This window comes from uncultured Azonexus sp., assembly GCF_937982035.1.
Lineage (GTDB): Bacteria > Pseudomonadota > Gammaproteobacteria > Burkholderiales > Rhodocyclaceae > Azonexus.
On sequence record NZ_CALJNI010000011.1, the window covers coordinates 1 to 20,758 of the forward strand.

24 protein-coding genes are annotated in these 20,758 nt (G+C 65.7%); 17 read left to right on the forward strand and 7 right to left on the reverse strand.

The annotated features are described in order from the left end of the window. From Q0799_RS08400 to nagZ, 12 genes are all read left to right on the forward strand, one after another. A partial coding sequence (locus tag Q0799_RS08400; RefSeq protein WP_298397023.1) for a sigma-E factor negative regulatory protein occupies nt 1–678 on the forward strand: 678 nt, incomplete at its 5' end. A gap of 9 nt (nt 679–687) precedes the next feature. Then, nucleotides 688–1,701, forward strand: coding sequence for a MucB/RseB C-terminal domain-containing protein (locus Q0799_RS08405; RefSeq protein WP_043703757.1), 1,014 nt, complete (start codon nt 688–690; stop codon nt 1,699–1,701). Nucleotides 1,702–1,726: 25 nt separating this feature from the next. Next, the gene (locus Q0799_RS08410) at nt 1,727–3,241 is read left to right on the forward strand and encodes a DegQ family serine endoprotease (protein ID WP_298397030.1); all 1,515 of its coding nucleotides are present in this window, start codon (nt 1,727–1,729) and stop codon (nt 3,239–3,241) included. Between the two features lie 109 nt (nt 3,242–3,350). Next, the gene (gene lepA, locus Q0799_RS08415) at nt 3,351–5,141 is read left to right on the forward strand and encodes a translation elongation factor 4 (RefSeq protein WP_298397033.1); all 1,791 of its coding nucleotides are present in this window, start codon (nt 3,351–3,353) and stop codon (nt 5,139–5,141) included. Between the two features lie 8 nt (nt 5,142–5,149). Further along, the gene (gene lepB / locus Q0799_RS08420; protein ID WP_298397036.1) at nt 5,150–5,938 is read left to right on the forward strand and encodes a signal peptidase I; all 789 of its coding nucleotides are present in this window, start codon (nt 5,150–5,152) and stop codon (nt 5,936–5,938) included. Between the two features lie 9 nt (nt 5,939–5,947). Further along, entirely contained in the window at nt 5,948–6,301 is a 354-nt protein-coding gene (locus Q0799_RS08425; protein WP_298397039.1) for a DUF4845 domain-containing protein, read from the forward strand. Nucleotides 6,302–6,303: 2 nt separating this feature from the next. Then, nucleotides 6,304–6,972 (forward strand): ribonuclease III, encoded by a 669-nt coding sequence (rnc, locus tag Q0799_RS08430; RefSeq protein ID WP_298397042.1) that lies wholly within the window; start codon nt 6,304–6,306, stop codon nt 6,970–6,972. Further along, nucleotides 6,969–7,853, forward strand: coding sequence for a GTPase Era (era, locus tag Q0799_RS08435; protein WP_298397045.1), 885 nt, complete (start codon nt 6,969–6,971; stop codon nt 7,851–7,853). The genes rnc and era overlap by 4 nt, the downstream gene beginning before the upstream one ends. Before the next feature lie 24 nt (nt 7,854–7,877). Beyond that, nucleotides 7,878–8,606 (forward strand): DNA repair protein RecO, encoded by a 729-nt coding sequence (gene recO / locus Q0799_RS08440; RefSeq protein WP_298397049.1) that lies wholly within the window; start codon nt 7,878–7,880, stop codon nt 8,604–8,606. Further along, nucleotides 8,603–9,364: a pyridoxine 5'-phosphate synthase gene (locus tag Q0799_RS08445; RefSeq protein WP_298397052.1), complete on the forward strand. Its 762-nt coding sequence runs from the start codon at nt 8,603–8,605 to the stop codon at nt 9,362–9,364. The genes recO and Q0799_RS08445 overlap by 4 nt, the downstream gene beginning before the upstream one ends. Next, complete coding sequence (gene acpS / locus Q0799_RS08450) at nt 9,361–9,738, forward strand: holo-ACP synthase (protein ID WP_298397055.1); 378 nt, start codon at nt 9,361–9,363, stop codon at nt 9,736–9,738. The genes Q0799_RS08445 and acpS overlap by 4 nt, the downstream gene beginning before the upstream one ends. Further along, complete coding sequence (gene nagZ / locus Q0799_RS08455) at nt 9,735–10,739, forward strand: beta-N-acetylhexosaminidase (RefSeq protein ID WP_298397058.1); 1,005 nt, start codon at nt 9,735–9,737, stop codon at nt 10,737–10,739. The genes acpS and nagZ overlap by 4 nt, the downstream gene beginning before the upstream one ends. Nucleotide 10,740: 1 nt before the next feature. On the opposite strand, the gene arfB is transcribed toward nagZ, so the two are convergent. Beyond that, nucleotides 10,741–11,148 (reverse strand): alternative ribosome rescue aminoacyl-tRNA hydrolase ArfB, encoded by a 408-nt coding sequence (gene arfB / locus Q0799_RS08460; RefSeq protein WP_298397061.1) that lies wholly within the window; start codon nt 11,146–11,148, stop codon nt 10,741–10,743. Nucleotides 11,149–11,255: 107 nt separating this feature from the next. Between arfB and Q0799_RS08465 the strand changes: the two genes are divergently transcribed. Both Q0799_RS08465 and Q0799_RS08470 read left to right on the forward strand, forming a co-directional pair. Continuing rightward, entirely contained in the window at nt 11,256–11,804 is a 549-nt protein-coding gene (locus tag Q0799_RS08465) for a glutathione peroxidase (RefSeq protein WP_298397064.1), read from the forward strand. Further along, the gene (locus Q0799_RS08470) at nt 11,801–12,799 is read left to right on the forward strand and encodes a methyltransferase (protein ID WP_298397067.1); all 999 of its coding nucleotides are present in this window, start codon (nt 11,801–11,803) and stop codon (nt 12,797–12,799) included. The genes Q0799_RS08465 and Q0799_RS08470 overlap by 4 nt, the downstream gene beginning before the upstream one ends. On the opposite strand, the gene Q0799_RS08475 is transcribed toward Q0799_RS08470, so the two are convergent. Then, nucleotides 12,796–13,698 carry a LysR family transcriptional regulator gene (locus Q0799_RS08475; protein WP_298397070.1) on the reverse strand — a complete coding sequence of 301 codons (903 nt, stop codon included), beginning with the start codon at nt 13,696–13,698 and terminating at the stop codon, nt 12,796–12,798. The genes Q0799_RS08470 and Q0799_RS08475 overlap by 4 nt on opposite strands. 90 nt (nt 13,699–13,788) lie before the next feature. On the opposite strand from Q0799_RS08475, the gene Q0799_RS08480 reads away from it, so the two are divergent. The 3 genes from Q0799_RS08480 to Q0799_RS08490 are packed head-to-tail and all read left to right on the forward strand — an operon-like array spanning nt 13,789 to nt 16,082. Continuing rightward, nucleotides 13,789–14,388 (forward strand): NAD(P)H-dependent oxidoreductase, encoded by a 600-nt coding sequence (locus tag Q0799_RS08480; protein ID WP_298397073.1) that lies wholly within the window; start codon nt 13,789–13,791, stop codon nt 14,386–14,388. A 9-nt stretch (nt 14,389–14,397) separates the two neighbouring features. Beyond that, the gene (locus Q0799_RS08485) at nt 14,398–15,285 is read left to right on the forward strand and encodes a pirin family protein (protein ID WP_298397076.1); all 888 of its coding nucleotides are present in this window, start codon (nt 14,398–14,400) and stop codon (nt 15,283–15,285) included. Continuing rightward, on the forward strand, nt 15,285–16,082 hold the full coding sequence (locus tag Q0799_RS08490; protein WP_298397079.1) for a class III extradiol ring-cleavage dioxygenase: 798 nt from the start codon (nt 15,285–15,287) through the stop codon (nt 16,080–16,082). Before Q0799_RS08485 ends, Q0799_RS08490 begins: the two co-directional genes overlap by 1 nt. A gap of 130 nt (nt 16,083–16,212) precedes the next feature. Here the strand turns inward: Q0799_RS08490 and Q0799_RS08495 are convergent, their stop codons facing one another. The 5 genes from Q0799_RS08495 to argC form a co-directional block, all read right to left on the reverse strand. Continuing rightward, nucleotides 16,213–16,356, reverse strand: a complete 144-nt coding sequence (locus Q0799_RS08495) for a hypothetical protein (RefSeq protein ID WP_298397082.1) — start codon at nt 16,354–16,356, stop codon at nt 16,213–16,215. Then, nucleotides 16,341–17,072 (reverse strand): RhuM family protein, encoded by a 732-nt coding sequence (rhuM, locus tag Q0799_RS08500; protein ID WP_298397086.1) that lies wholly within the window; start codon nt 17,070–17,072, stop codon nt 16,341–16,343. The genes Q0799_RS08495 and rhuM overlap by 16 nt, the downstream gene beginning before the upstream one ends. Nucleotides 17,073–17,245: 173 nt before the next feature. Next, nucleotides 17,246–18,097 carry a putative RNA methyltransferase gene (locus Q0799_RS08505; RefSeq protein WP_298397089.1) on the reverse strand — a complete coding sequence of 284 codons (852 nt, stop codon included), beginning with the start codon at nt 18,095–18,097 and terminating at the stop codon, nt 17,246–17,248. A gap of 8 nt (nt 18,098–18,105) precedes the next feature. Then, a complete protein-coding gene (locus tag Q0799_RS08510) occupies nt 18,106–19,779 on the reverse strand; it encodes an ATP-binding cassette domain-containing protein (protein ID WP_298397092.1) in 1,674 nt (557 codons plus the stop codon). Then, on the reverse strand, nt 19,776–20,723 hold the full coding sequence (argC, locus tag Q0799_RS08515) for an N-acetyl-gamma-glutamyl-phosphate reductase (protein ID WP_298397094.1): 948 nt from the start codon (nt 20,721–20,723) through the stop codon (nt 19,776–19,778). Before argC ends, Q0799_RS08510 begins: the two co-directional genes overlap by 4 nt. Nucleotides 20,724–20,758: the final 35 nt, after the last annotated feature.

Sequence of the window (20,758 nt, forward strand, 5' to 3'; positions counted from 1 at the left end):
GTGCCCCTACCCTGTGAAAGCAAGACCATGAAACCCTCCGACGTGACGATCCGCGATACCGGTGACGAGCGCCGCGCGTGCGGCGAGCGGCTCTCCGCGCTGTTCGACGGCGAATGTGGCGGCGACGAGATCGCGGCGGCGCTCGCGGCGTCCGACCCCGAGACGCAGCGGCGCACGTGGGACGCGTACCGGCGCATCGGCGACGCGCTGCGGGCCCAGGCCGGCGGTGACGAGGCGGCGGATCCGGCGTTCGTGCGGGCGGTGATGGCGCGCGTGGCGGCACAGCCGCTGCCGACCGTGGCGGATGCGGCGGATGCGGTGTCCGCGCCCGCGGCGCTGCCGCGCGCGGCGGCCGCGGCCAACGATGCGGTCTTCCGCTGGCGGCTGGTGGCCGGCGTGGCGGCGGTTGCCGCGGTGGTGTCGATCCTGTGGCAAAGCGGCGCGGTGCCCGGCAGCGCTCCGGGCGAGGTCGCACAGGTGGCGCAGACGCCGGCCCCGCCCGCCGTCGTCGTGGGCGCTACCGCGGGCGTCGTGCCAGCCGCCGTGCCGGTGGCGCGGGTGCGTGATCCGCAGCTCGAGGAGCTGATGGCCGCGCACCGCCAGTGGGGCGGGGCGTCGGCGCTGCAGACGAGCGCGGGCTTTCTGCGCGCGGCCAGTTACGATGTCCCGGCGCGCTGAGCTGCACCGATGTCGCTGACGTCGTCTCTCCGTCATCTCTTCCGTGCCGTCGCCGGCGTTGTGGCGGCGGCGTTGTTTGCGTGGCCGGGCGCGATGGCGCTCGCACAGGCGGTGCCGTCCAACGGCGCGCCGCCGGCCGACGTGCGCGGCTGGTTGCAACGCCTGCACGACGCCACGCGCAACCGCGCCTACAGCGGGGTGTTCGTCGTCACGCGCGGCAGCGAGATTGCGACCGCGCGCATCGCACACGTGTGCGACGGGCGGCAGCAGGTCGAGCGCATCGAGTCGCTCAGCGGCCCGGCGCGCGTGACCTGGCGCCGCGACGACGAGGTGCTCACCGTCTGGCCCGAGCGGCAGTGGGCGCTGCGCGACCGGCGCGAGCTGCTGCGGCTCTTTCCCGGACCGGTCGGGGTGCCGGGCATCGAGGTCGGGGGCTACTACCGCGCCGAGCCGCGCGGCAGCGAGCGCGTTGCGGGCTACGACGCCTGGGTGGTGGACATCGTGCCAGCGGACGCGCTGCGCTACGGCTACCGCCTCTGGTCCGAAAAACGCACCGGGCTCGCGCTGAAGGTGCAAACCCTGCGCGCCGACGGCGAGGTGCTGGAACAGGTGGCGTTCACCGAACTGCAGCTCGACGCTCCGCTGCGCCTGGAGACGCTGGCGCGACAGATGGACGATACACGCGGCATGCGCGTCGAGCGGCCGGTGCTGAACAAGACGACGCTGGAAGCCGAGGGCTGGCGGCTGCGCGCCGAGGTGCCGGGGTTCCGCCCGGTGACCTGCTGGTCGCGGCCGGCCGAAGCGGGGCGCACCCGCGCGCCGTTGCAGTGTGTGTTTTCCGATGGGTTGGCGGCGGTGTCGCTGTTCTTCAGCACCGGCGAGGCGGCTGCCTCGCAGCGCGCCCAGGCCGGCGCGACCCACGTGCTCGTGCAAACCGTCGCGGGCACGCCGGTGACGGCGATGGGCGAGGTACCACTCGCGACGCTGGAGCGCTTCCTCGGCGCGCTGGAAAAGACCCGTTGAGTGAATCGGCAAGGAGCCACAACCGATGACGATGGACGTATCGAACCCCACGCACACCCCGACGCCGCCGGCGCGGCGGCCGTGGGCGCTGGCGGCCGTTTCCGCGGTCGCGGCGGTCGCGCTCGTGTGGAGCGCCGCGCAACACGGCGTCGGCGCGCAGCCGGTCGGTTCCGCCGCCCCGGCCCCTGCGGCCGCGGCGCCGCGCGTCACCGGCCTGCCGGACTTCACGGTCCTGGTGGAGGAGGTCGGCCCGTCGGTGGTCAACATCCGCACGGTTGAGCGCGTGCGGCGCGACGAGTCGATGGGCGACGACGTGGAAGAGCAGATGCGCGAGTTCTTCCGCCGCTTCGGCATCCCGCTGCCGCCGGGGGCGGTGCCGCGCGGGCCGCAGGGGCCCGACCGCGTGCCCGAGCAGCGCCAGCGCGGCGTGGGGTCGGGCTTCATTTACAGCGCCGACGGCTTCATCCTCACCAACGCCCACGTCGTCGACGGGGCCGAGGAGGTCATCGTCACGCTGCCCGACAAGCGCGAGTTCAAGGCGCGCGTGGTCGGCTTCGATCGGCGCACCGACGTCGCGGTGGTCAAGATCGACGCCACCGGGCTCAAGCCGGTGCGCATCGGCGACGTGGAGCGGCTCAAGGTCGGCGAGTGGGTGATGGCGATCGGCTCGCCGTTCGGGCTGGACAACACCGTCACGGCCGGGATCGTCAGCGCCAAGCAGCGCGATACCGGCGACTTCCTGCCCTTCATCCAGACCGACGTGGCGATCAACCCCGGCAACTCCGGCGGGCCGCTGATCAACATGCGCGGTGAGGTGGTCGGCATCAACAGCCAGATCTATTCGCGCTCGGGCGGCTTCATGGGCATCAGCTTCGCGATCCCGATCGACGAGGCGGTGCGCGTGGCCGAGCAGCTCAAGGCCACGGGCAAGGTCACGCGCGGGCGCATCGGGGTGGCGATCGAGCCGGTGGACAAGGAGCTGGCCGAGTCGCTGGGCCTGCCCAAGGCCATCGGGGCGCTGGTGCGTGGGGTGGAGGACGGCTCGCCCGCGGCCAAGGCCGGGATCGAGCCGGGCGATATCATCCTGCGCTTCGACGGCAAGCCGATCGAGAAGTCGGCCGACCTGCCGCGCATCGTCGGCAACACCAAGCCGGGCACGCGCGCGGCGGTGGAGGTCTGGCGGCGCGGCGCGACCAAGACGCTGACGCTGACGGTGGGCACCTTCGAGGAGGAAACGGCCGCCGCGCCCGCCGAGCCGAAGGTGGCCAAGGCCGGGCCGCTGGGCTTGACGGTGCGCGAACTCACCGCCGACGAGCGGCGCGAGCGCAAAGTCGCCGGCGGCGTGTTCGTCGCGGAAGTCGGTGGCCCGGCCGCCGCGGCCGGGGTGCGCGCGGGTGACGTGATCGTCGGGGTCGGCAACCAGTCCGTGGCGGGCGTGCGCGAGTTCGAGCGCGCCGTGGCCGACTGGCCCAAGGGCCGGCCGGTGACGCTGCTGATCCGCCGCGGCGACTGGGCGCAGTGGGTGCTGGTGCGGCCGTAACGCATGGTGTGCCGTGGCCCCGACCACGGCACGCGCCGGGCGTACGACCTACAATCGCACCTTTGCACCGAACGGGCGCGCTGGTTGGGCGCGCCCTTTTTCTGTGGCCATGAAGCACATCCGCAACTTTTCCATCATCGCGCACATCGACCACGGCAAGAGCACGCTGGCCGACCGCCTGATCGCGCGCTGCGGAGGCTTGAGCGAGCGCGAGATGACCGAGCAGGTGCTCGACTCCATGGACCTGGAGAAGGAGCGCGGCATCACCATCAAGGCGCAGACGGCGGCGCTGCAGTACAAGGCGCGCGACGGCAAGGTGTACAACCTGAACCTGATCGACACGCCGGGGCACGTCGACTTCTCCTACGAAGTCTCGCGTTCGCTGTCGGCCTGCGAAGGCGCGCTGCTGGTCGTCGATGCCTCGCAGGGCGTCGAGGCGCAGACGGTGGCCAACTGCTACACGGCGCTCGACCTCGATGTCGAGGTGGTGCCGGTGCTCAACAAGATCGACCTGCCGTCGGCCGACCCGGACAACGCCCGCCAGGAAATCGAGGACGTGATCGGCATCGATGCGACCGATGCGGTGCTGGCCTCGGCCAAGACGGGCCTGGGCGTCGAGGACATCCTCGAAGCCGTGATCGCCCGAGTGCCGCCGCCCAAGGGCGATGTCAGCGCGCCGCTGAAGGCGCTGATCATCGACTCCTGGTTCGACAACTACGTCGGCGTCGTCATGCTGGTGCGTGTCGTCGAAGGCGAGATGAAGCCCAAGGACAAGCTCTACTTCATGTCCACCGGCGCCACCCAACTGTGCGAACAGGTCGGCGTGTTCACCCCGAAATCGCTGCAGCGCCCGTCGCTTAAGGCCGGCGAGGTCGGCTTCGTGATCTCCGGGATCAAGGAACTGAAAGCCGCCAAGGTCGGCGACACGATCACTCTGGCCGACCGCAAGGCGAACGAGCCGCTGCCCGGCTTCAAGGAAATCAAGCCGCAGGTGTTCGCCGGCCTCTACCCGGTCGAGTCGAACCAGTACGACTCGCTACGCGAAGCGCTGGAAAAGCTCAAGCTCAACGACGCCTCGCTGCAATACGAGCCGGAAGTCTCGCAGGCGCTGGGCTTCGGCTTCCGCTGCGGCTTCCTTGGCCTGCTCCACATGGAAATCGTGCAGGAGCGCCTGGAGCGCGAATTCGATCAGGATTTGATCACCACCGCGCCGACCGTAGTGTACGAAGTCGTGCAGCGCGACGGCTCGGTGATCCAGGTCGAGAACCCGGCCAAGCTGCCGGAAATCTCCAAGATCGAGGAAGTGCGCGAACCGATCATCACCGCGACCATCTTCGTGCCGCAGGATTACCTGGGCAACGTCATCACGCTGTGCAACCAGAAGCGCGGCAATCAGGTCGACATGCACTACCACGGCCGCCAGGTGAAGCTGGTCTATGAAATGCCGATGGCCGAAGTGGTCATGGATTTCTTCGACAAACTGAAGTCCTGTTCCAAAGGCTATGCCTCGCTCGATTACGATTTCAAGGAATATCGCTCGGCCGACGTGGTCAAGCTCGACATCCTGATCAACGGCGAGAAGGTCGATGCGCTGTCGCTGATCGTGCACCGTTCCAATTCGCAGTACCGCGGCCGCGAACTGGCCAACAAGATGCGCGAGTTGATTCCGCGCCAGATGTACGACGTTGCCATCCAGGCCGCCATCGGCTCGCACATCATCGCCCGCGAGAACGTCAAGGCAATGCGCAAGGACGTGTTGGCCAAGTGCTACGGCGGCGACATCACCCGCAAGAAGAAGCTGCTCGAAAAACAGAAGGCCGGCAAGAAGCGCATGAAGCAGGTCGGTTCGGTGGAAATCCCGCAGGAAGCTTTCCTCGCCGTGCTGCGCGTCGATAACTGAGATAACGCATGAACTTCGCCCTGATCCTTCTCGTCCTGACCGTCTTCACCGGCATCCTGTACGCGATCGACGTCCTCAAGTTCCGCAAGCTGCGCGCTGCCAACGACAAGCAGCCGTTGTGGGTGGAGTGGGGTGCCGATTTCTTCCCGGTGATCCTGATCGTCTTCGTGCTCCGTTCCTTCCTCTTCGAGCCGTTCAAGATTCCGTCCGGTTCGATGATCCCGACCCTGCTGGTCGGCGATTTCATTCTCGTCAACAAGTACACCTACGGCATCCGCCTGCCGGTGATCAACACCAAGATCATCGACATCAACGAACCGCAGCGCGGCGACGTGATGGTTTTCCGCTATCCGGAAGACCCTTCGCTCGACTACATCAAGCGCGTGGTGGGCCTGCCGGGCGATACCATCGAGTATCACAACAAGCAGTTGCGCATCAACGGCAAGCCCGTAGCCATGGAAAAGCAGCCGGATTTCCTGCATGCGGAGCGTCTGTACTACTCCGAGCAATACACGGAAAAGCTCGGCGACGTCGAGCATAAGATACTGAATGATGCCGATGCGCCGGCCTTCATTCCCGGCGTTTCATCCTTTCCCTATCGGGAAAATTGCACATACAATGCCAGTGGCGTGACCTGCAAGGTGCCGGACGGCCATTACTACATGATGGGCGACAATCGCGACAACAGTCGCGACAGCCGGGCCTGGGGCTTCGTGCCGGAGCAGAATATCGTCGGCAAGGCCTTCTTCATCTGGCTGAATTTCGACGACTTCAGCCGTATCGGTGCATTCAGGTAAGGTGAGAACATGAAATATCAACGTGGTGTAGCGCTTTCCGGCCTGATTTTCTGGGGTATCGTCATCATCCTCGTGGCCGTGCTGGGCATGAAGGTGACGCCTTCGGTGATCGAGTACTACAAGATATTGCAAGGCAGCAAGGCGGTGGTTGCGAAGGCGACGCCGGATACGACCGTGGTCGAACTGCGCCGTTCCTTCGACAAGTATGCCGAAGTCGACCATCTTTCCTTCTCGTCCCGTGACCTTGAAATCTACAAGGACAAGCGTGGCCAGGTGGTCATCGACTTCGCCTACGAAAAACGCATTCCCTTGTTCGCCAATGTCAGCCTGCTGATTGACTACAAGGGGACGACTGCGGAATAAGCATGACACCGCAGAAAATCGCCGCAGGCATCGGGCATGAATTTGCCGATGCCAGTCTCCTGCGTACGGCGCTGACGCACCGCAGTTATGGCACGCCCAACAACGAGCGCCTGGAGTTCCTCGGTGACGGCATCCTCGATTGCGTGATCGCCGACATCCTCTATCAACGCTTCCCGGAATTGCCCGAAGGCGATCTTTCCCGTCTGCGGGCCAATCTGGTCCGTCAGGAAACCTTGCACGGACTCGCGCTGCAACTGGGTGTCGGCCAGGCGCTGCGACTCGGCGAAGGTGAGCTGAAAAGCGGCGGTGCGGCGCGCCCGTCGATCCTCGCCGATGCGCTCGAAGCACTGTTCGGCGCGGTTTATCGGGATGCCGGGTTCGATGTGACGGCCAGGTTGATTGCCCGACTCTATGCACCGCTGCTCGCCGATCTCAAGCCGGGGCAGTTCCAGAAGGATGCCAAGACCCGCCTGCAGGAATGGCTGCAGGGCAAGAAGAAGCCGCTGCCGCGTTACCAGTTGCTGGAAACCAGCGGCGCCGCCCATGAACAATCCTTCGTCGTTGCCTGCGAAATCGACAATCCTTCGCTGCGTACCCAAGGGTGCGGCAGCAGTCGCCGCATCGCCGAACAGAACGCCGCCGAAGCGGCCTTGAAAGCCCTGAATCCATGACCGAAATCCGCTCCGGCTACATCGCCATCGTCGGCCGACCCAACGTCGGCAAGTCGACCTTGCTCAACCACCTGATCGGCGAGAAGATCAGCATCGTTTCGCGCAAGGCGCAGACCACCCGGCACCGCATCACCGGCATCCTGACCGAGCCCGACGCGCAGTTCGTCTTTGTCGATACGCCGGGCTTCCAGACCAAGTTTTCGAACGCGCTGAACCGGGCGATGAATCGCGGCGTGACGCAGACCTTGAACGACGTCGATCTCGTCCTCTTCGTCATTGAGGCCGGCCGCTACGACGCCAAGGACAAGGCGGTGGTGCGCCTGCTGCCGAAGGACCGGCCGGTGATTCTGGTCATCAACAAGACCGATCTGCTGAAGAACCGGGAAGCGCTGCTGCCTTTCCTCGCCGAGGTCTCGGCCGATTTCGACTACACCGCCGTGGTTCCGGTCAGCGCCGCCAAGGGCCGACAGACGCAGGACCTGCTCAAGGAGGCGCGCAAGCACCTGCCGAACGAGGGCCTGATGTTCCCGGAAGACGATCTGACCGACAAGTCGGAGCGCTTCCTCGCCGCCGAATACATCCGCGAGAAGGTTTTCCGCCTGCTCGGCGACGAACTGCCGTACGCCACCGCTGTCGAGATCGAGAAATTCGAGGTCGAGGGCAACCTGCGCCGCATCTTCGCCGCCATCGTCGTCGACCGCGAAAGCCACAAGGCGATCGTCATCGGTAAAGGCGGCGACTCGCTGAAGCGCATCGCCAGCGAAGCGCGCCAGGACATGGAGCGGCTGTTCGACGGCAAGGTCTATCTCGAAGTCTGGGTCAAGGTGAAGTCGGGCTGGAACGACGACGAGCGCCTGCTCAAGAGCCTCGGCTACGAGTAAGCCCCTTACCTGGGTTATCTCGCCATGAGTCTGCGCAGCAAGGTCGACGGCCAGCCCGCCTACGTGCTGCACAGCATGCCGTTTCGCGAGACCAGCCTGATCGTCGAAGTCTTCAGCCGCGATTTCGGCCGCATGGCGCTTTTGGCGCGCGGCGCGCGCCGCCCGCGGGCGGCGATCCGCGGCCTGCTGATGGGTTTCCAGCCGCTGGAAATCGGCTGGGCCGGCAAGGGCGAGGTGCTGACGCTGATGAAGGCTGAATGGGTCGGCGGCCAGCCGCTGCTCGGTGGCGAGGCGCTGTTCTGCGGCTACTACCTGAACGAGCTGCTGATGCACCTGCTGCCGCGCGAGGACGCCCACCAGACGCTGTTCGCCCGCTACGCCGAAACCCTGCAGCGCCTGGCTGCGCACAGCGACGCTGCGACCCGCGAGGGCGACCTGCGCAGCTTCGAGAAGGCGTTGCTGCAGGAGCTCGGCTACGGCCTGATGCTCGACCACGATGCAGCCGGCGAGCCGATTGCCGCCGATGCGTTCTACACTTACCGGATGGAGCAGGGGCCGGTGCGCCTGGCGCATGCTGAAGCAGATGCCCAGGTGGTGCGCGGCAGCAGCCTGCTCGACCTCGGCGCTGGCGATTTCTCCAACCCGCGTTCGCGCGGCGAAGCCAAGACGCTGATGCGCACGCTGCTGAGCTATTATCTGGGCGGCCAGGAACTGGAAACCCGCAAGATTTTCAAGGAGTTGCAGGAACTATGATCGAACTCGGTGTCAACATCGACCACATCGCCACCGTCCGCCAGGCCCGGCGCACCTACGAACCCGATCCCGTCTGGGGGGCCGTCGAGGCGCATCTGGGCGGCGCCGACGGCATCACCGTGCATCTGCGCGAGGATCGCCGGCACATCCAGGATGCCGATGTCCGCCGGCTCAAGGAAACGACGCAGATCAAGCTCAACCTGGAAATGGCGGCGACCGACGAGATGGTCGGCATCGCCAGCGCGACCCGGCCGGAAATGGCCATGCTGGTGCCGGAAGGGCGGCACGAGGTGACCACCGAGGGCGGTCTCGACATCGTCGGCCAGGAAGCTCGCCTCAAGGACGTGATCGCCCGGCTGCGCGACGCCGGCATCACCACCAGCGTCTTCATCGACGCCGAAATCCCGCAGATCGAGGCGGCGGCGCGGATCGGTGCCAGCGTCTGCGAGATCCACACCGGCCCCTACGCCCACGCCTTCTACGAGAAAGGCCGCGACGCCGAGGCGCCGGCGGTGCTCGCCGAACTGCAGAAAATCCGCGTCGCCGGCCGCGCCATCCGCCAGCTCGGCATGCGCTTCAACGCCGGCCACGCGCTCAACTACTACAACGTCCAGCCGGTCGCCCGGCTGGCTGGCATCCGCGAGTTGCACATCGGCCACGCCATCGTCAGCCGCGCCGTGTTCACCGGCCTGCGCGAGGCAGTGCGCGAGATGAAGGCTTTGATGGTCGCTGCCGCGGCGAATTCGGAAGCCGAATGATCGTCGGCATCGGAACCGACATCGTCGCCGTCGCGCGGCTGCGCGGCATGTGGGAAAGGCACGGCGACAAGGCGCTGGACAAGCTGCTGGCGCCGGACGAACTGGACGATTTCGCACGCGCCGCCGACAAGGGTCGCTTCCTGGCCAAGCGCTTCGCCGCCAAGGAAGCCTTCGCCAAGGCCTTCGGCACGGGCGTGCGGCCGCCGGTGCTGCTGCCGACAATTGCCGTCGGCCACGATGCACTGGGCAAGCCAGTCTTCAATTTTCACGGTCAACTGGCGGAAATCGTTGAAAACCGCCGCCTGACCGCGCATCTTTCGATCAGCGACGAAGCCGAATACGCCGTCGCCTACGTTTTGCTGGAGCAAGCATGAGCACCAGGCTGCCCGGTCCGCTGATGATCGACATCGCCGGCACCGAACTCACCGACCTCGACCGTGAACGCCTGTGCCATCCGCTGGTCGGCGGCATCATCCTGTTTACCCGCAACTACCGCGACCGCGCCCAACTGACGGCGCTGTGCGACGAGATCCACGCGCTGCGCGAACCGCGCCTGCTGATCGCCGTCGATCACGAAGGGGGCAGGGTGCAGCGCTTTCGCGAGGGCTTCACCCGGCTGCCGCCGATGCGCACCCTCGGCTTGCTGCACGACAGCGATCCGGATACCGCATTGACCGCTGCCCGCGCCGCCGGTTTCGTGCTCGCCGCCGAACTGCGCGCCTGCGGCGTCGATTATTCGTTCACGCCGGTGCTCGACCTTGATTACGGCCCGTCGCGCGTGATCGGCGACCGCGCCTTCCACCGCGCCCCGGCGGTCGTCGCAGCGCTCGCCGGCGCGCTTGGCGAGGGCCTGAAAGCCGGCGGCATGGGCACTTGCGGCAAGCACTTCCCCGGCCACGGCTACGTCATTCCCGACTCGCATGTCGAACTACCGGTCGACGACCGGCCGCTGGCGGCGATGACCGACGACCTGCATCCCTATCGCGACCTGGCCCTCGACGCGGTCATGGCGGCGCACGTGATCTACGAGTGCTTTGATTGCAATACGGCTGTTTTTTCAAATAAATGGATTACTTATTTGAGAAACGACTTGAAGTTTGACGGCGTGGTTTTTACCGACGATCTGTCGATGGCTGGTGCCGGTGTCGTCGGCGACATGCTGGCTCGCGTCGAAACCGCCTGGGCTGCCGGCTGCGACATGCTGCTCGTGTGCAACGCGCCGGACGCCGTCGCCCAGGTGCTCGCCGGCTGGCAACCGGAAATCGATGCACGGCGCGGCGAACGCGTGGCCCGATTACTGCCGCCGGAAACGCGGCGCTATCCCGATCCGCACGTCTATCGCGAAGCGCTGCAGGTGCTGGCGCGGCTTGCCTGACTCAATCGTCGATTTCGTTGCGGCGCGCGGCTTTCAATGCCGAATGCCGGCGCTTGGCGTCCTGACGACGGCGCAGCGAGCCTTGCGTCGGCTTGGTCGGCCGGCGCGGGCGAACCACCGCGCTCGCAGCGGCAAGCAGCATTTCCAGCCGGCGCAGCGCTTCGGCACGGTTTTTCTCTAGGCTGCGGAATTCCTGGGCTTTGATCACCAGCACGCCGTCCTTGCTGATACGCCGGTCATCAAGCGCCAGTAACCGGGTACGAACGGATTCCGGCAACGACGATGCGGCAATGTCGAAGCGCAGATGCACGGCGTTCGAGACCTTGTTGACGTTCTGTCCACCGGCGCCCTGGGCGCGGATCGCGGTAAACTCGATTTCGTCTATGGGGATGGGGTAGGGCAAAGGCATGGTGGCGAACCGAATATCTTGAGCAGAGAGTGTATAACGACGAAACCAAGGGAACGCTTGAACACACCACAGACTCCAAGCAGCGCCCCGAACCCATGGAGAAGACAATGAATGACAGCCTTTACGATATTCCCCTGCAGACCCTGGACGGTCGACCGGCCAGCCTGCGTGACTACGCCGGCGAGGTGCTGCTGGTGGTCAACGTTGCCTCGCGTTGCGGCCTGACGCCGCAATACGAGGGCCTGGAAAAGCTGCATGAGGCGCTGGCGCCGCGCGGTTTCCAGGTGCTGGGTTTCCCCTGCAACGACTTTGCCGCCCAGGAGCCCGGCACCGCCGACGAAATCCGCGAATTCTGCAGCGCGACCTACGGCGTCAGCTTCCCGCTGTTCGCCAAGGTGCAGATCAACAGCGAACCGCGCCATCCGCTTTACGCCGCGCTGATTGCCGCGATCCCGAATGCCGTTTATCCGGAAGGCAGCGACTTCCGCGACAAGCTCGCCGGCTACAAGCTGCTGCCGGCGCGCGACACCGATGTGCTGTGGAACTTCGAGAAATTCCTGATCGATCGCCAGGGCAAGGTCATCGGCCGCTTCTCGCCGGATACCGCACCGGACGATGCGGCGCTGCGGGCGGCCATCGAGGCGGCACTCGGGTGAGTTCTCCGGCTGCCGGCAACAACTTGCCGATGATTGATGTCTACCTGCCGATGATGAAGTCGGCAGCGATCATCTCGGCCGGCCAGCTCGGCCTGTTCGAAGCGCTGGCCGACGGCCCCTTGAGCACCGACGCATTGGCCGGGCGCCTGGCTGTCTCGGTGCGCGGAGTCGCCACGCTGGCCGATTTTCTGGTCAGCATCGACTATCTCGAACGTGACGGCGCCAGCTATTCCAACAGCGCATCGACCCAGCGCTGGTTCACCTCGCGCGGCGCCGTCGATTACACGCCGGGCCTGTTGTGGACCGCCGAAGCCTGGCCGATGATGGGCGATCTCGGCAGCGCGCTACGCCGCGGCGGGCCGCAGACCACCTTGTGGGAAGCGATGCAGTCGCGGCCCCAGCTCGGCCAGACCTTTGCCGCCTACATGGCGGCCTTCGCCCGCGATCTCGGGCCGAACCTGTTGCGGTTGGTTCCGCTTCGACCGGACCAGCAGCGCCTGCTCGACCTCGGCGGCTCGCACGGCCTGCACAGCATCCGCTTCTGCGAACACTATCCGCAATTGCGTGCGCAGATCGTCGATTTTCCCAGCGCCCTGGCCGACACCCCGGCGCGACTGGCGGCGCACGGCCTGAGCGAGCGCATCGCGCTGACCCCGGCCAGTGTGCTCGACCATCAATGGGCCCCCGGGCAGGACGTGGTTTTTTACCTGTCGGTCGCGCACAACCAGACGGCCGACGACAATCGCCGGGTCATCCGGCGCATCCGCGACAGCCTCAATCCGGGCGGCCTGCTGGTCATCCACGAATACCTTGACGACCAGCCGCCGTCGCCCTATCTGGCAGCATTCAAGCTGACCCTGCTGTACGAGACCGGGACCAGCATCCATCGCGAAGCGGATTACCGCGCCTGGCTGGCCGAAGCCGGTTTCAGCGAGGTCAAACGCATTGACCTCGATCCGCTGGAGAAGGGCGCGTTGTTGTTGGCCAGCGTCTAGGGATTCAGTGCCGCCAGCAGCATGTCGAGAAAGGCCCGGGTCTTGGCCGGCATCAGTCGCCGGCCGGGAAACACCGCCCAGGCCGCATGCGCCGGCAGCGACCAGGCCGGCAGCACCCGGCGCAGCAGACCCTGACGGACCCACGGTGCGGCAAAGTAGTCCGGGACGGCCGTGATGCCGGCACCGGCGCGCGCCAGATGAATCAGCAATTCCGGTGAATTGGCGACGGTATGGGCGCGCGGTGATCCCTGCCAGGCTTGCCGTTCATCCGGGTGGCGCAGCTCCCAGACCGCCGGTTCGCCGGAACGGCCGAACAGGCGCAGGGTCGTGTGCTGCATGAGCGCGTCGGGATGCGCCGGTTCACCGTGCTCGGCCAGGTATTGTGGCGCGGCGTACAAGCCGCCGGGAAAATCGGCCAGTTTTCGTGCCGCCAGCGAGGCATCATCGGGCAGGCTGCCCATGCGGATGGCGAGATCGAAGTTTTCGCCGAGCAGATCGACGCGCCGCGGTGACAGATCGAGTTCCAGCGATACCGCCGGGTGCAGGGTGACGAAAGCGGCGAGCATGTCGGTCAGCAGCAGGGTGGCGAAATCGTTCGGCATCGACACGCGCAGCCGGCCACTCGGCCGGGCCTGGCGGAATTCGCTGAGGGCGCGCACGGCGTCGACTTCCGCGGCGACCTGGCGGGCATGTTCGAGCAACTGACGGCCGTAATCGGTCAGCGTCAGCCGGCGCGTGGTGCGCTGGATGAGGCGCTCGCCCAGGCGCTCCTCAAGCAATGAAACGCGCCGTGAAACGGTCGATTTCGGCAGACCGAGCTGCTCGGCGGCACGGCTGAAGCTTGCCGCATCGGCAACACGGGCGAAGATCAGCAGGTCGTTGGCGTCAAATTGTTCCATATACGGAACAATGTTATCCATTTACCCCGCTTAATCAAGTGATTCGGCTTAAATACAATGGATTCACCCTGACCCCAACGGAGAAACAACATGAACATCCTGCAGATCAACGCCAGCATCCGTGCCGCCGATGCCAATTCCACCCGCGTCGCCCGGCAGGTCGTCGAGCGCTTGCAAGCCGCCAATCCAGCCGCTACTCTCGACGTCCTCGATCTCGGCGCCAATCCGCCGGCGGTGCTCGACGGCGCCGCGCTCGGTGCCTTGTTCACGCCGGGCGACCAGCGCTCCGCCGAACAGGCTGCCCGTGTTGCCAGCGACGATGCGCTGATCTCCCAGGTGCAGGCCGCCGACGTGCTGGTGCTCGGCGTGCCGATGTACAACTTCACCATTCCCGTGCAACTGAAAAGCTGGTTCGACGCGATTGCCCGCAACGGCGTCACCTTCCGCTACACCGCCAACGGTCCCGAAGGCCTGCTCAAGGGCAAGACCGCCTACGTGGCGCTGGCGCGCGGTGGGCGTTACCGCGACACGGCACTCGACAGCCAGGTGCCGCTGATCAGGACTTTCCTCGGTTTTCTTGGCATCACCGACGTCCATTTCATTTATGCCGAGGGCCTGAACATGGGGCCGGAGGCGACCGCGCAGGGTTTCGCCGAGGCGGAAGCCGAGATTGCCCGCCTGTTTTCCTGAGGAGAAATCATGAGCACGCCAACCAACCCGACCGAAAGCATCCGGCAAAGCCGCCGGGTCGAACAGCTCGTCGCCGGCACGGCCACCTCGGACGGTGCCGGCGTGCGCCTGACCCGCCTGCTGACGCAGAACCTGCAGCGCCGCCTCGATCCCTTCCTGATGCTCGACGCCTTCGGCAGCGACAATCCGGACGACTACATCGCTGGGTTTCCCGATCATCCGCATCGCGGTTTCGAAACCGTCACCTACATGATCGCCGGCCGCATGCGCCACCGCGACAGCGCTGGTCACGAAGGCCTGCTGGAGAACGGCGGCGTGCAGTGGATGACTGCCGGCCACGGCCTGATTCACTCCGAGATTCCCGAACAGGAAGACGGGCGCATGGAAGGTTTCCAGCTCTGGCTCAACCTGCCGGGCAAAGACAAGCTGTGCGCGCCCTGGTACCGAGACTTTCCGGCCGATCAACTGCCGCGCTACGATCTGCACGGCGGCATTGCCGTCACCGTCATTGCCGGTGAAAGCGGGGGTGTGGCCGGCGCCGTGACGCGTGCGGCGACGCAGCCGCTCTACCTCGACATCCACCTGCCGGCGGATGCCAGCTTCGAGCACCCGTTGCCGGCTGGGCACAACGCCTTTGTCGTGGTCTATCGTGGCGCCGTGGACATCGCCGGCCAGCGCGTTCCCGAAAAGCAACTGGCCATCCTCGACAACGACGCGGCAGCCGACGGCGTCCGGGTCAGCGCCCGGGAAGACAGCCGTCTGTTGTTGATTGCCGGCCAGCCGCTCGACGAGCCGATCGCCCAGTACGGTCCCTTCGTCATGACTACCGAACAGGAAATCTACCAGGCGATCAATGACTACCGCAGCGGCCGGCTGGGTGCCGCGGAGGCACGCTGATGTCCCGCCTGCCCAGCCTGTTCGTGTCGCATGGGGCGCCGACCTTTGCCCTTTATCCCGGAACAGCGGGGCAGGCCTTGCGCGACATGGCCGCCCGCCTGCTCGAGGCTTACGGCACGCCGCGCGCCATCGTCGTCGTCAGCGCCCATTGGGAAACGGCCGAGGTGACCGTCGGTGCCAGCGAGCAGCCCGCGACCATCCACGATTTCGGCGGTTTTCCGGAAGCGCTTTACGCACTGCGCTACCCGGCCGCCGGTGCGCCGGATGTCGCTGTCGAGATTGTCGCCAGCCTCAACGCCGCCGGCCTGCCAGCCGCCATCGACCGGCAACGCGGTCTCGATCACGGTGTCTGGGTGCCGCTGATGCACATGTTCCCGCAGGCCGACATCCCGGTGATCCCGCTTTCCCTGCCCAGCCACGGCGGGCCGCAACAGGCACTGGCGCTCGGCCGGGCGCTGGCACCGCTGGCCGGGCGCGGCATCCTGATCGTCGGCTCCGGCAGCATCACGCACAATCTCGGCGACTATCGCCGGGCCTGGCAGCAGGGCGGGCAGACGCCGGCCTACGTCGGTGAATTCGCCGACTGGCTGGCCGCACGCCTGGCCGAAAACGACATCGCCAGCCTGCTTGATTACCGCCACGCTTCACCCCACGGCCGCCACGCCCATCCGTCCGAAGAACACCTGCTGCCGCTGTTCGTCGCCCTCGGCGCAGGCGGCGCAGACTGCCGGCCGGAACGTTTCCATGCCGGCGTCGATGACTTGGTGATTGCGATGGATGCTTACGTGTTCTCCTGAACGTATCCATCCGCAGCAGAAGACGATGGTGCATGCAGCTTAATTCGGAACGTAGTGCGTTCCAACTTGTGAACATGACGCAAAACGCCCGCATATTGCCGCCCATTCGGCCGTTTCCGGCTTTTGTCGGTCAAGGGGATTTCTTTGTGCGGTGCTTGATCTTGCTTTCCAGTGCCTTTAGCTCGGCTTCATCCTGCGCATCGGCGGCTTGCGCTTCCAGGGTCTTGCGGCGTTGGTCGTAGGCCAGAAACAGCGCGTTCACCTGCTGTTCCATGCTGGCATGGCTGACCGGGCCCGCGCCGCGCAGCAAGGGAAAACCGTTGGAGGTAATGATCTGGCCCACGTTCTCCTGCCAGATAGGCCGAAATGCGAGTTGGCGGGATTGGCTCGCGCCAGGATGAGTTCGGCGGCGGTCTGCTGCGTTACCGCATATAGCAGCATGTTCTGCACGGTGGCGAAAAATTGCTGGGTGGCGGTGTCGGTCTTGTCGTAATCGCTGGAGAGGGCAAAGAGGTCACGCACCTTTTGATAAAAACGCTTTTCTGAAGCGCGGATGTCGCGGATGCGCGCCAGCATCTCGTCGAAATAATCCGGGCGGCCATCCGGGTTCTTCAGCCGCTCGTCATCCATCGCGAAACCCTTGAGCAGGTATTCCTTCAGCACCGTGCTCGCCCAGCGGCGGAACTGCACCCCGCGCGGCGAACGTACGCGGTAGCCCACGGCCAGGATGGCGTCGAGGTTGTAGAGCGTGAGCGAGCGGCTCACCCGGCGGCTACCTTCGGTTTGAACTGTCAAGGATTCCTTGACAGTTGCCGCCGGGTCCAGCTCACCGTCGGCAAAGACATTTTTCAAGTGCAGCGAAATGTTCTGTTTGGTGGCGCTGAACAGTTCTGCCATCTCCATCTGGCTAAGCCAAACGGTTTGCCCATCGGCGCGCAACTGGATTTGGCTTCGGCCGTCTTCGCTGGTGTAGAGAATGAGTTGCGTCATTTGAGGTCACCCAGCTTGTCCAGTAGGTCGAGCTCGATTATTTGTTCTGATTTCGTCATGAACGCAGACCGGAAATCCTGAACGGGTTGTTACGGCCGCCAGATACAAGCGAAATGGCGCTTGAGTATTTCTTGCAAAGGTCATTTTTCAGCGTGTCGATTTTATCACCGGGTTTAAGCGCTGACTTCCTTGGAAAACACCTGCAGGCGCACATCCACGCTCAGCGCCAGGCGGCTGAGTTGTGCTGCCTTTTCCCGGCCGGCCGGGCTGGCGCGGTAGAAGTGCGGGGTCATCACCAGCAGGTCGGCGATTTGTTCCTGGCTGTCGAGTTCGATGCGGCAGGACAACGATTCGCGTTGTAGCAACGAAAATCCCGGTGGCGCCTGATCGTTCGGCGGTGCCGGGGTTTTCAGCGTCGGGTAGATGATTTCGCGCAGTTCGCGCAGGTGTTCGGGGCCGGCGTCGATCATGAGCAGTGTGCCGCCCGGCTTGAGCACGCGGGCGAACTCCGGATAGATCGGGAAACCGAACAGGCAGAGCACGCGGTCCAGTGTCGTCGGCAGTACCGGCAGCTTGGCGTTGCTGCCGACGACCCAGGTCGCCGTGCCGCGTTGTGCCTTGGCCGCCGCCTGGACGGCCCATTTCGAGATGTCGAGACCGAGCAGGGCCGGGGATTTTCCGGCAGCGTCGGCTTGCGCCGCGAGCTGGCGCAGGTAGTAGCCTTCGCCGCAGCCGGCGTCGAGGCAGGCGGCGTCGGCCGGCAGGTCGGCGAGCACCGCGCGCGCCGCCAGTTCGGCGATCGGCCGGTAATGGCCGGCTTCCAGGAAGCGACGGCGGGCGGCGACCATTTCCTTGCTGTCGCCGGGGTCGCGCGAGCGCTTGTGCTGAACCGGCAGCAGGTTGACGTAGCCTTGCGCGGCCTGGTCGTAGCGGTGGCCGGCCGGGCAGGTCCAGCCGCCGTCCACGCTCGCCAGCGGCGCGCCGTCGAGCGGGCAGGCGAGGGCGGTGAACGCTGTCGTCGCCATCGCCGGCCTCAGGCTGCCTTGAGCAGTGCCGATGCTTCCTCGCGGGCGCGCTTGGCTTCGTCGAGCAGGTAGCGCTGGTAGTCGTCGAGGTCGCCGTCGAAGGGGCCGACGCCGCCGCGCGAAACCAGCCAGAACTCGTCGCACACCGAGCGCAGCATGGCGCGGTCGTGGCTGACCAGCATGACCGTGCCTTCGAACTCGTTGAGCGCAACACACAGCGCTTCGCGGGTGTTGAGGTCGAGGTGGTTGGTCGGTTCGTCGAGGAGCAGCAGGTTGGGCCGCTGCCAGACCAGCATGCACAGCACCAGGCGCGCCTTTTCGCCGCCGCTCATGGTGCCGACCGCCTGCTTGACCATCTCGCCGCCGAAGTTGAAGTTGCCGAGGAAGTTGCGCAATTCCTGCTCGCGGCCCGGCACGTTGCTGCGCCCGGCGGCGATCGCTTCCTTGGCCAGCCGGATCATGTGTTCGAGCGGCGTGTCCTGCGGCCGCAGCACGTCGAGTTCCTGCTGCGCGAAGTAGCCGATGTTCAGCCCCTTGCCTTCGGTGACCTGGCCGCTGATCGCGCCGAGGTCGCGGGCGATGGTCTTGACCAGCGTCGATTTGCCCTGGCCGTTGGCGCCGAGGATGCCGATGCGCTGGCCGGCCATCACCGAACGGTTGATGTTGCGGACGATGGTCGTCGGCGGCGTGCCGGCCGGCGCGTCGTCGGGCGGCGGGTAGCCGATGGCGACATCGACCATCGACAGCATCGGGTTGGGCAGGTTCTGCGGTTCCTGGAACTCGAAGCTGAAGTCGGCGTCGGCCAGCACCGGCGCGATCTTTTCCATGCGCTCCAGCGCCTTGACCCGGCTCTGCGCCTGTTTGGCCTTGCTGGCCTTGGCCTTAAAACGGTTGATGAAGGATTGCAGGTGGGCGATCTTGTCCGCCTGGCGGGCCATCGTCGCCTGCTGCAGCGCCATCTGCTCGGCGCGCATGTCCTCGAACTTGCTGTAGTTGCCGCCGTAGCGGACCAGCTTGGCGTTGTCGATATGCAATGTGACCTGGGTGATCGCGTCGAGGAACTCGCGGTCGTGGCTGATCATCACCAGCGTGCCCGGGTAGCGCTTGAGCCAGGCTTCGAGCCAGACCATGGCGTCGAGGTCGAGGTGGTTGGTCGGCTCGTCGAGAAGCAGGATGTCGGACGGGCACATCAGCGCGCGCGCCAGTTGCAGGCGCATGCGCCAGCCACCCGAGAAACTGTTGACCGGCTGGTAGAGCTCGGAGACCTTGAAGCCGAGGCCGAGGATCAGCGCCTGGGCGCGCGCCTCGGCGTCGTGTTCGCCGGCGTCGTGCAGGGCCATGTAGGCTTCGGCCATGCGCATGCCGTCGTCGCTGGCTTCGGCCTCGAAAACCTCGTTGCGGGCGGCGAGCAGCGGGGTGTCGCCGTCGATGACGAAATCGGTCGCCGACTGGTCGGTTTCCGGCATGTCCTGGGCGACCTGGCCCATGCGCCACTGGCTGGGCATCGAGAAGTCGCCGCCGTCCTCGTGCAGCTTGCCGCTGAGCAGTGCGAACAAGGTCGACTTGCCGGCGCCGTTACGCCCGACCAGGCCGACCTTCTCGCCCGGATTGATGGTGACCGTGGTCTTGTCGAGCAGCACTTTCGTGCCGCGGCGCAGGGTGACTTTGCTGAGGACGATCAAACCAGACCAGCGCTTTCCTCGACGCCGAGATGCACGTTCATCGCCTGCACGGCGGCGCCGGAAGCGCCCTTGCCCAGGTTGTCGAGACGGGCGATCACCAGCATGCGCTCGGCGTTGCCGAAGACGGCGATATCGACGCGGTTGCTGCCGTTGTTGGCTTCGACATTGAAGAAACCGCCGTCGGTGGTCGCTTCGAGATCGACTGGCAGGACATTGATGAAGCGCTCGCCGGCGTAGTAGTCGGCGATGATCTTCTGGACGTCGGCCGGCGTCGCAGGGCGGGTGAATTGCCCCGGCTGCAGGTAGGCGGTGACGGCCAGGCCCTTGTAGAACGGGCCGACGATGGGCTGGAAGATCGGGGCCACGGTCAGACCGGTATAGGCCTGCATTTCCGGCAGGTGCTTGTGGGCCAGGGCGAGCGCGTAGGGACGCGGCGCCTTCAGTTGCGTGGTGCTGGCGGCGGCTTCGTAGTCGGCGATCATCGACTTGCCGCCGCCGGAGTAACCGGTGATGGAATTGGCGGCAATCTGCGTGGCGGCCGGCAGCAGCCCGGCGGCGACCAGCGGACGCAGCGCCAGGATGAAGGCAGTGGCATGGCAGCCGGGATTGGCGATGCGCTTGCTGGCGCGGATTTTGGCACGCTGTTCCGGGCACAGCTCGGGCAGGCCGAAGACCCAGTCCGGATCGACGCGGTGCGCCGTCGAGGCGTCGATGATGCAGGTATTCGGGTTGTCCACCAGGCCGGCCGATTCCTTGGCCGCCGCGTCGGGCAGGCAGAGGAAGGTGATGTCGGAGGCGTTGATCAGGCGCTTGCGCTCGGCGAGATCCTTGCGTTTGTCGGCGTCGATCTTGAGGATTTCGATATCGGCGCGCTGCGCGAGGTATTCGTTGATCTGCAGGCCGGTGGTGCCTTCCTGGCCGTCGACAAAGACTTTGTAGCTCATGGTGGGGTCCGCGGTTCGGGTTGTTCGAATGGGGA

Coding starts and splice junctions, on each gene's coding strand:
- Q0799_RS08405 (WP_043703757.1), top strand. CDS start 688: ATGTCGCTGACGTCGTCTCTCCGTCATCTCTTCCGTGCCGTCGCCGGC.
- recO (WP_298397049.1), top strand. CDS start 7,878: ATGAGTCTGCGCAGCAAGGTCGACGGCCAGCCCGCCTACGTGCTGCAC.
- Q0799_RS08465 (WP_298397064.1), top strand. CDS start 11,256: ATGAATGACAGCCTTTACGATATTCCCCTGCAGACCCTGGACGGTCGA.
- Q0799_RS08490 (WP_298397079.1), top strand. CDS start 15,285: ATGTCCCGCCTGCCCAGCCTGTTCGTGTCGCATGGGGCGCCGACCTTT.
- rhuM (WP_298397086.1), bottom strand. CDS start 17,072: ATGACGCAACTCATTCTCTACACCAGCGAAGACGGCCGAAGCCAAATC.
- nagZ (WP_298397058.1), top strand. CDS start 9,735: ATGAGCACCAGGCTGCCCGGTCCGCTGATGATCGACATCGCCGGCACC.
- Q0799_RS08485 (WP_298397076.1), top strand. CDS start 14,398: ATGAGCACGCCAACCAACCCGACCGAAAGCATCCGGCAAAGCCGCCGG.
- Q0799_RS08475 (WP_298397070.1), bottom strand. CDS start 13,698: ATGGAACAATTTGACGCCAACGACCTGCTGATCTTCGCCCGTGTTGCC.
- rnc (WP_298397042.1), top strand. CDS start 6,304: ATGACACCGCAGAAAATCGCCGCAGGCATCGGGCATGAATTTGCCGAT.
- Q0799_RS08410 (WP_298397030.1), top strand. CDS start 1,727: ATGACGATGGACGTATCGAACCCCACGCACACCCCGACGCCGCCGGCG.
- Q0799_RS08480 (WP_298397073.1), top strand. CDS start 13,789: ATGAACATCCTGCAGATCAACGCCAGCATCCGTGCCGCCGATGCCAAT.
- lepA (WP_298397033.1), top strand. CDS start 3,351: ATGAAGCACATCCGCAACTTTTCCATCATCGCGCACATCGACCACGGC.
- Q0799_RS08505 (WP_298397089.1), bottom strand. CDS start 18,097: ATGGCGACGACAGCGTTCACCGCCCTCGCCTGCCCGCTCGACGGCGCG.
- era (WP_298397045.1), top strand. CDS start 6,969: ATGACCGAAATCCGCTCCGGCTACATCGCCATCGTCGGCCGACCCAAC.
- Q0799_RS08495 (WP_298397082.1), bottom strand. CDS start 16,356: ATGGAACAGCAGGTGAACGCGCTGTTTCTGGCCTACGACCAACGCCGC.
- Q0799_RS08425 (WP_298397039.1), top strand. CDS start 5,948: ATGAAATATCAACGTGGTGTAGCGCTTTCCGGCCTGATTTTCTGGGGT.
- arfB (WP_298397061.1), bottom strand. CDS start 11,148: ATGCCTTTGCCCTACCCCATCCCCATAGACGAAATCGAGTTTACCGCG.
- acpS (WP_298397055.1), top strand. CDS start 9,361: ATGATCGTCGGCATCGGAACCGACATCGTCGCCGTCGCGCGGCTGCGC.
- Q0799_RS08445 (WP_298397052.1), top strand. CDS start 8,603: ATGATCGAACTCGGTGTCAACATCGACCACATCGCCACCGTCCGCCAG.
- lepB (WP_298397036.1), top strand. CDS start 5,150: ATGAACTTCGCCCTGATCCTTCTCGTCCTGACCGTCTTCACCGGCATC.
- argC (WP_298397094.1), bottom strand. CDS start 20,723: ATGAGCTACAAAGTCTTTGTCGACGGCCAGGAAGGCACCACCGGCCTG.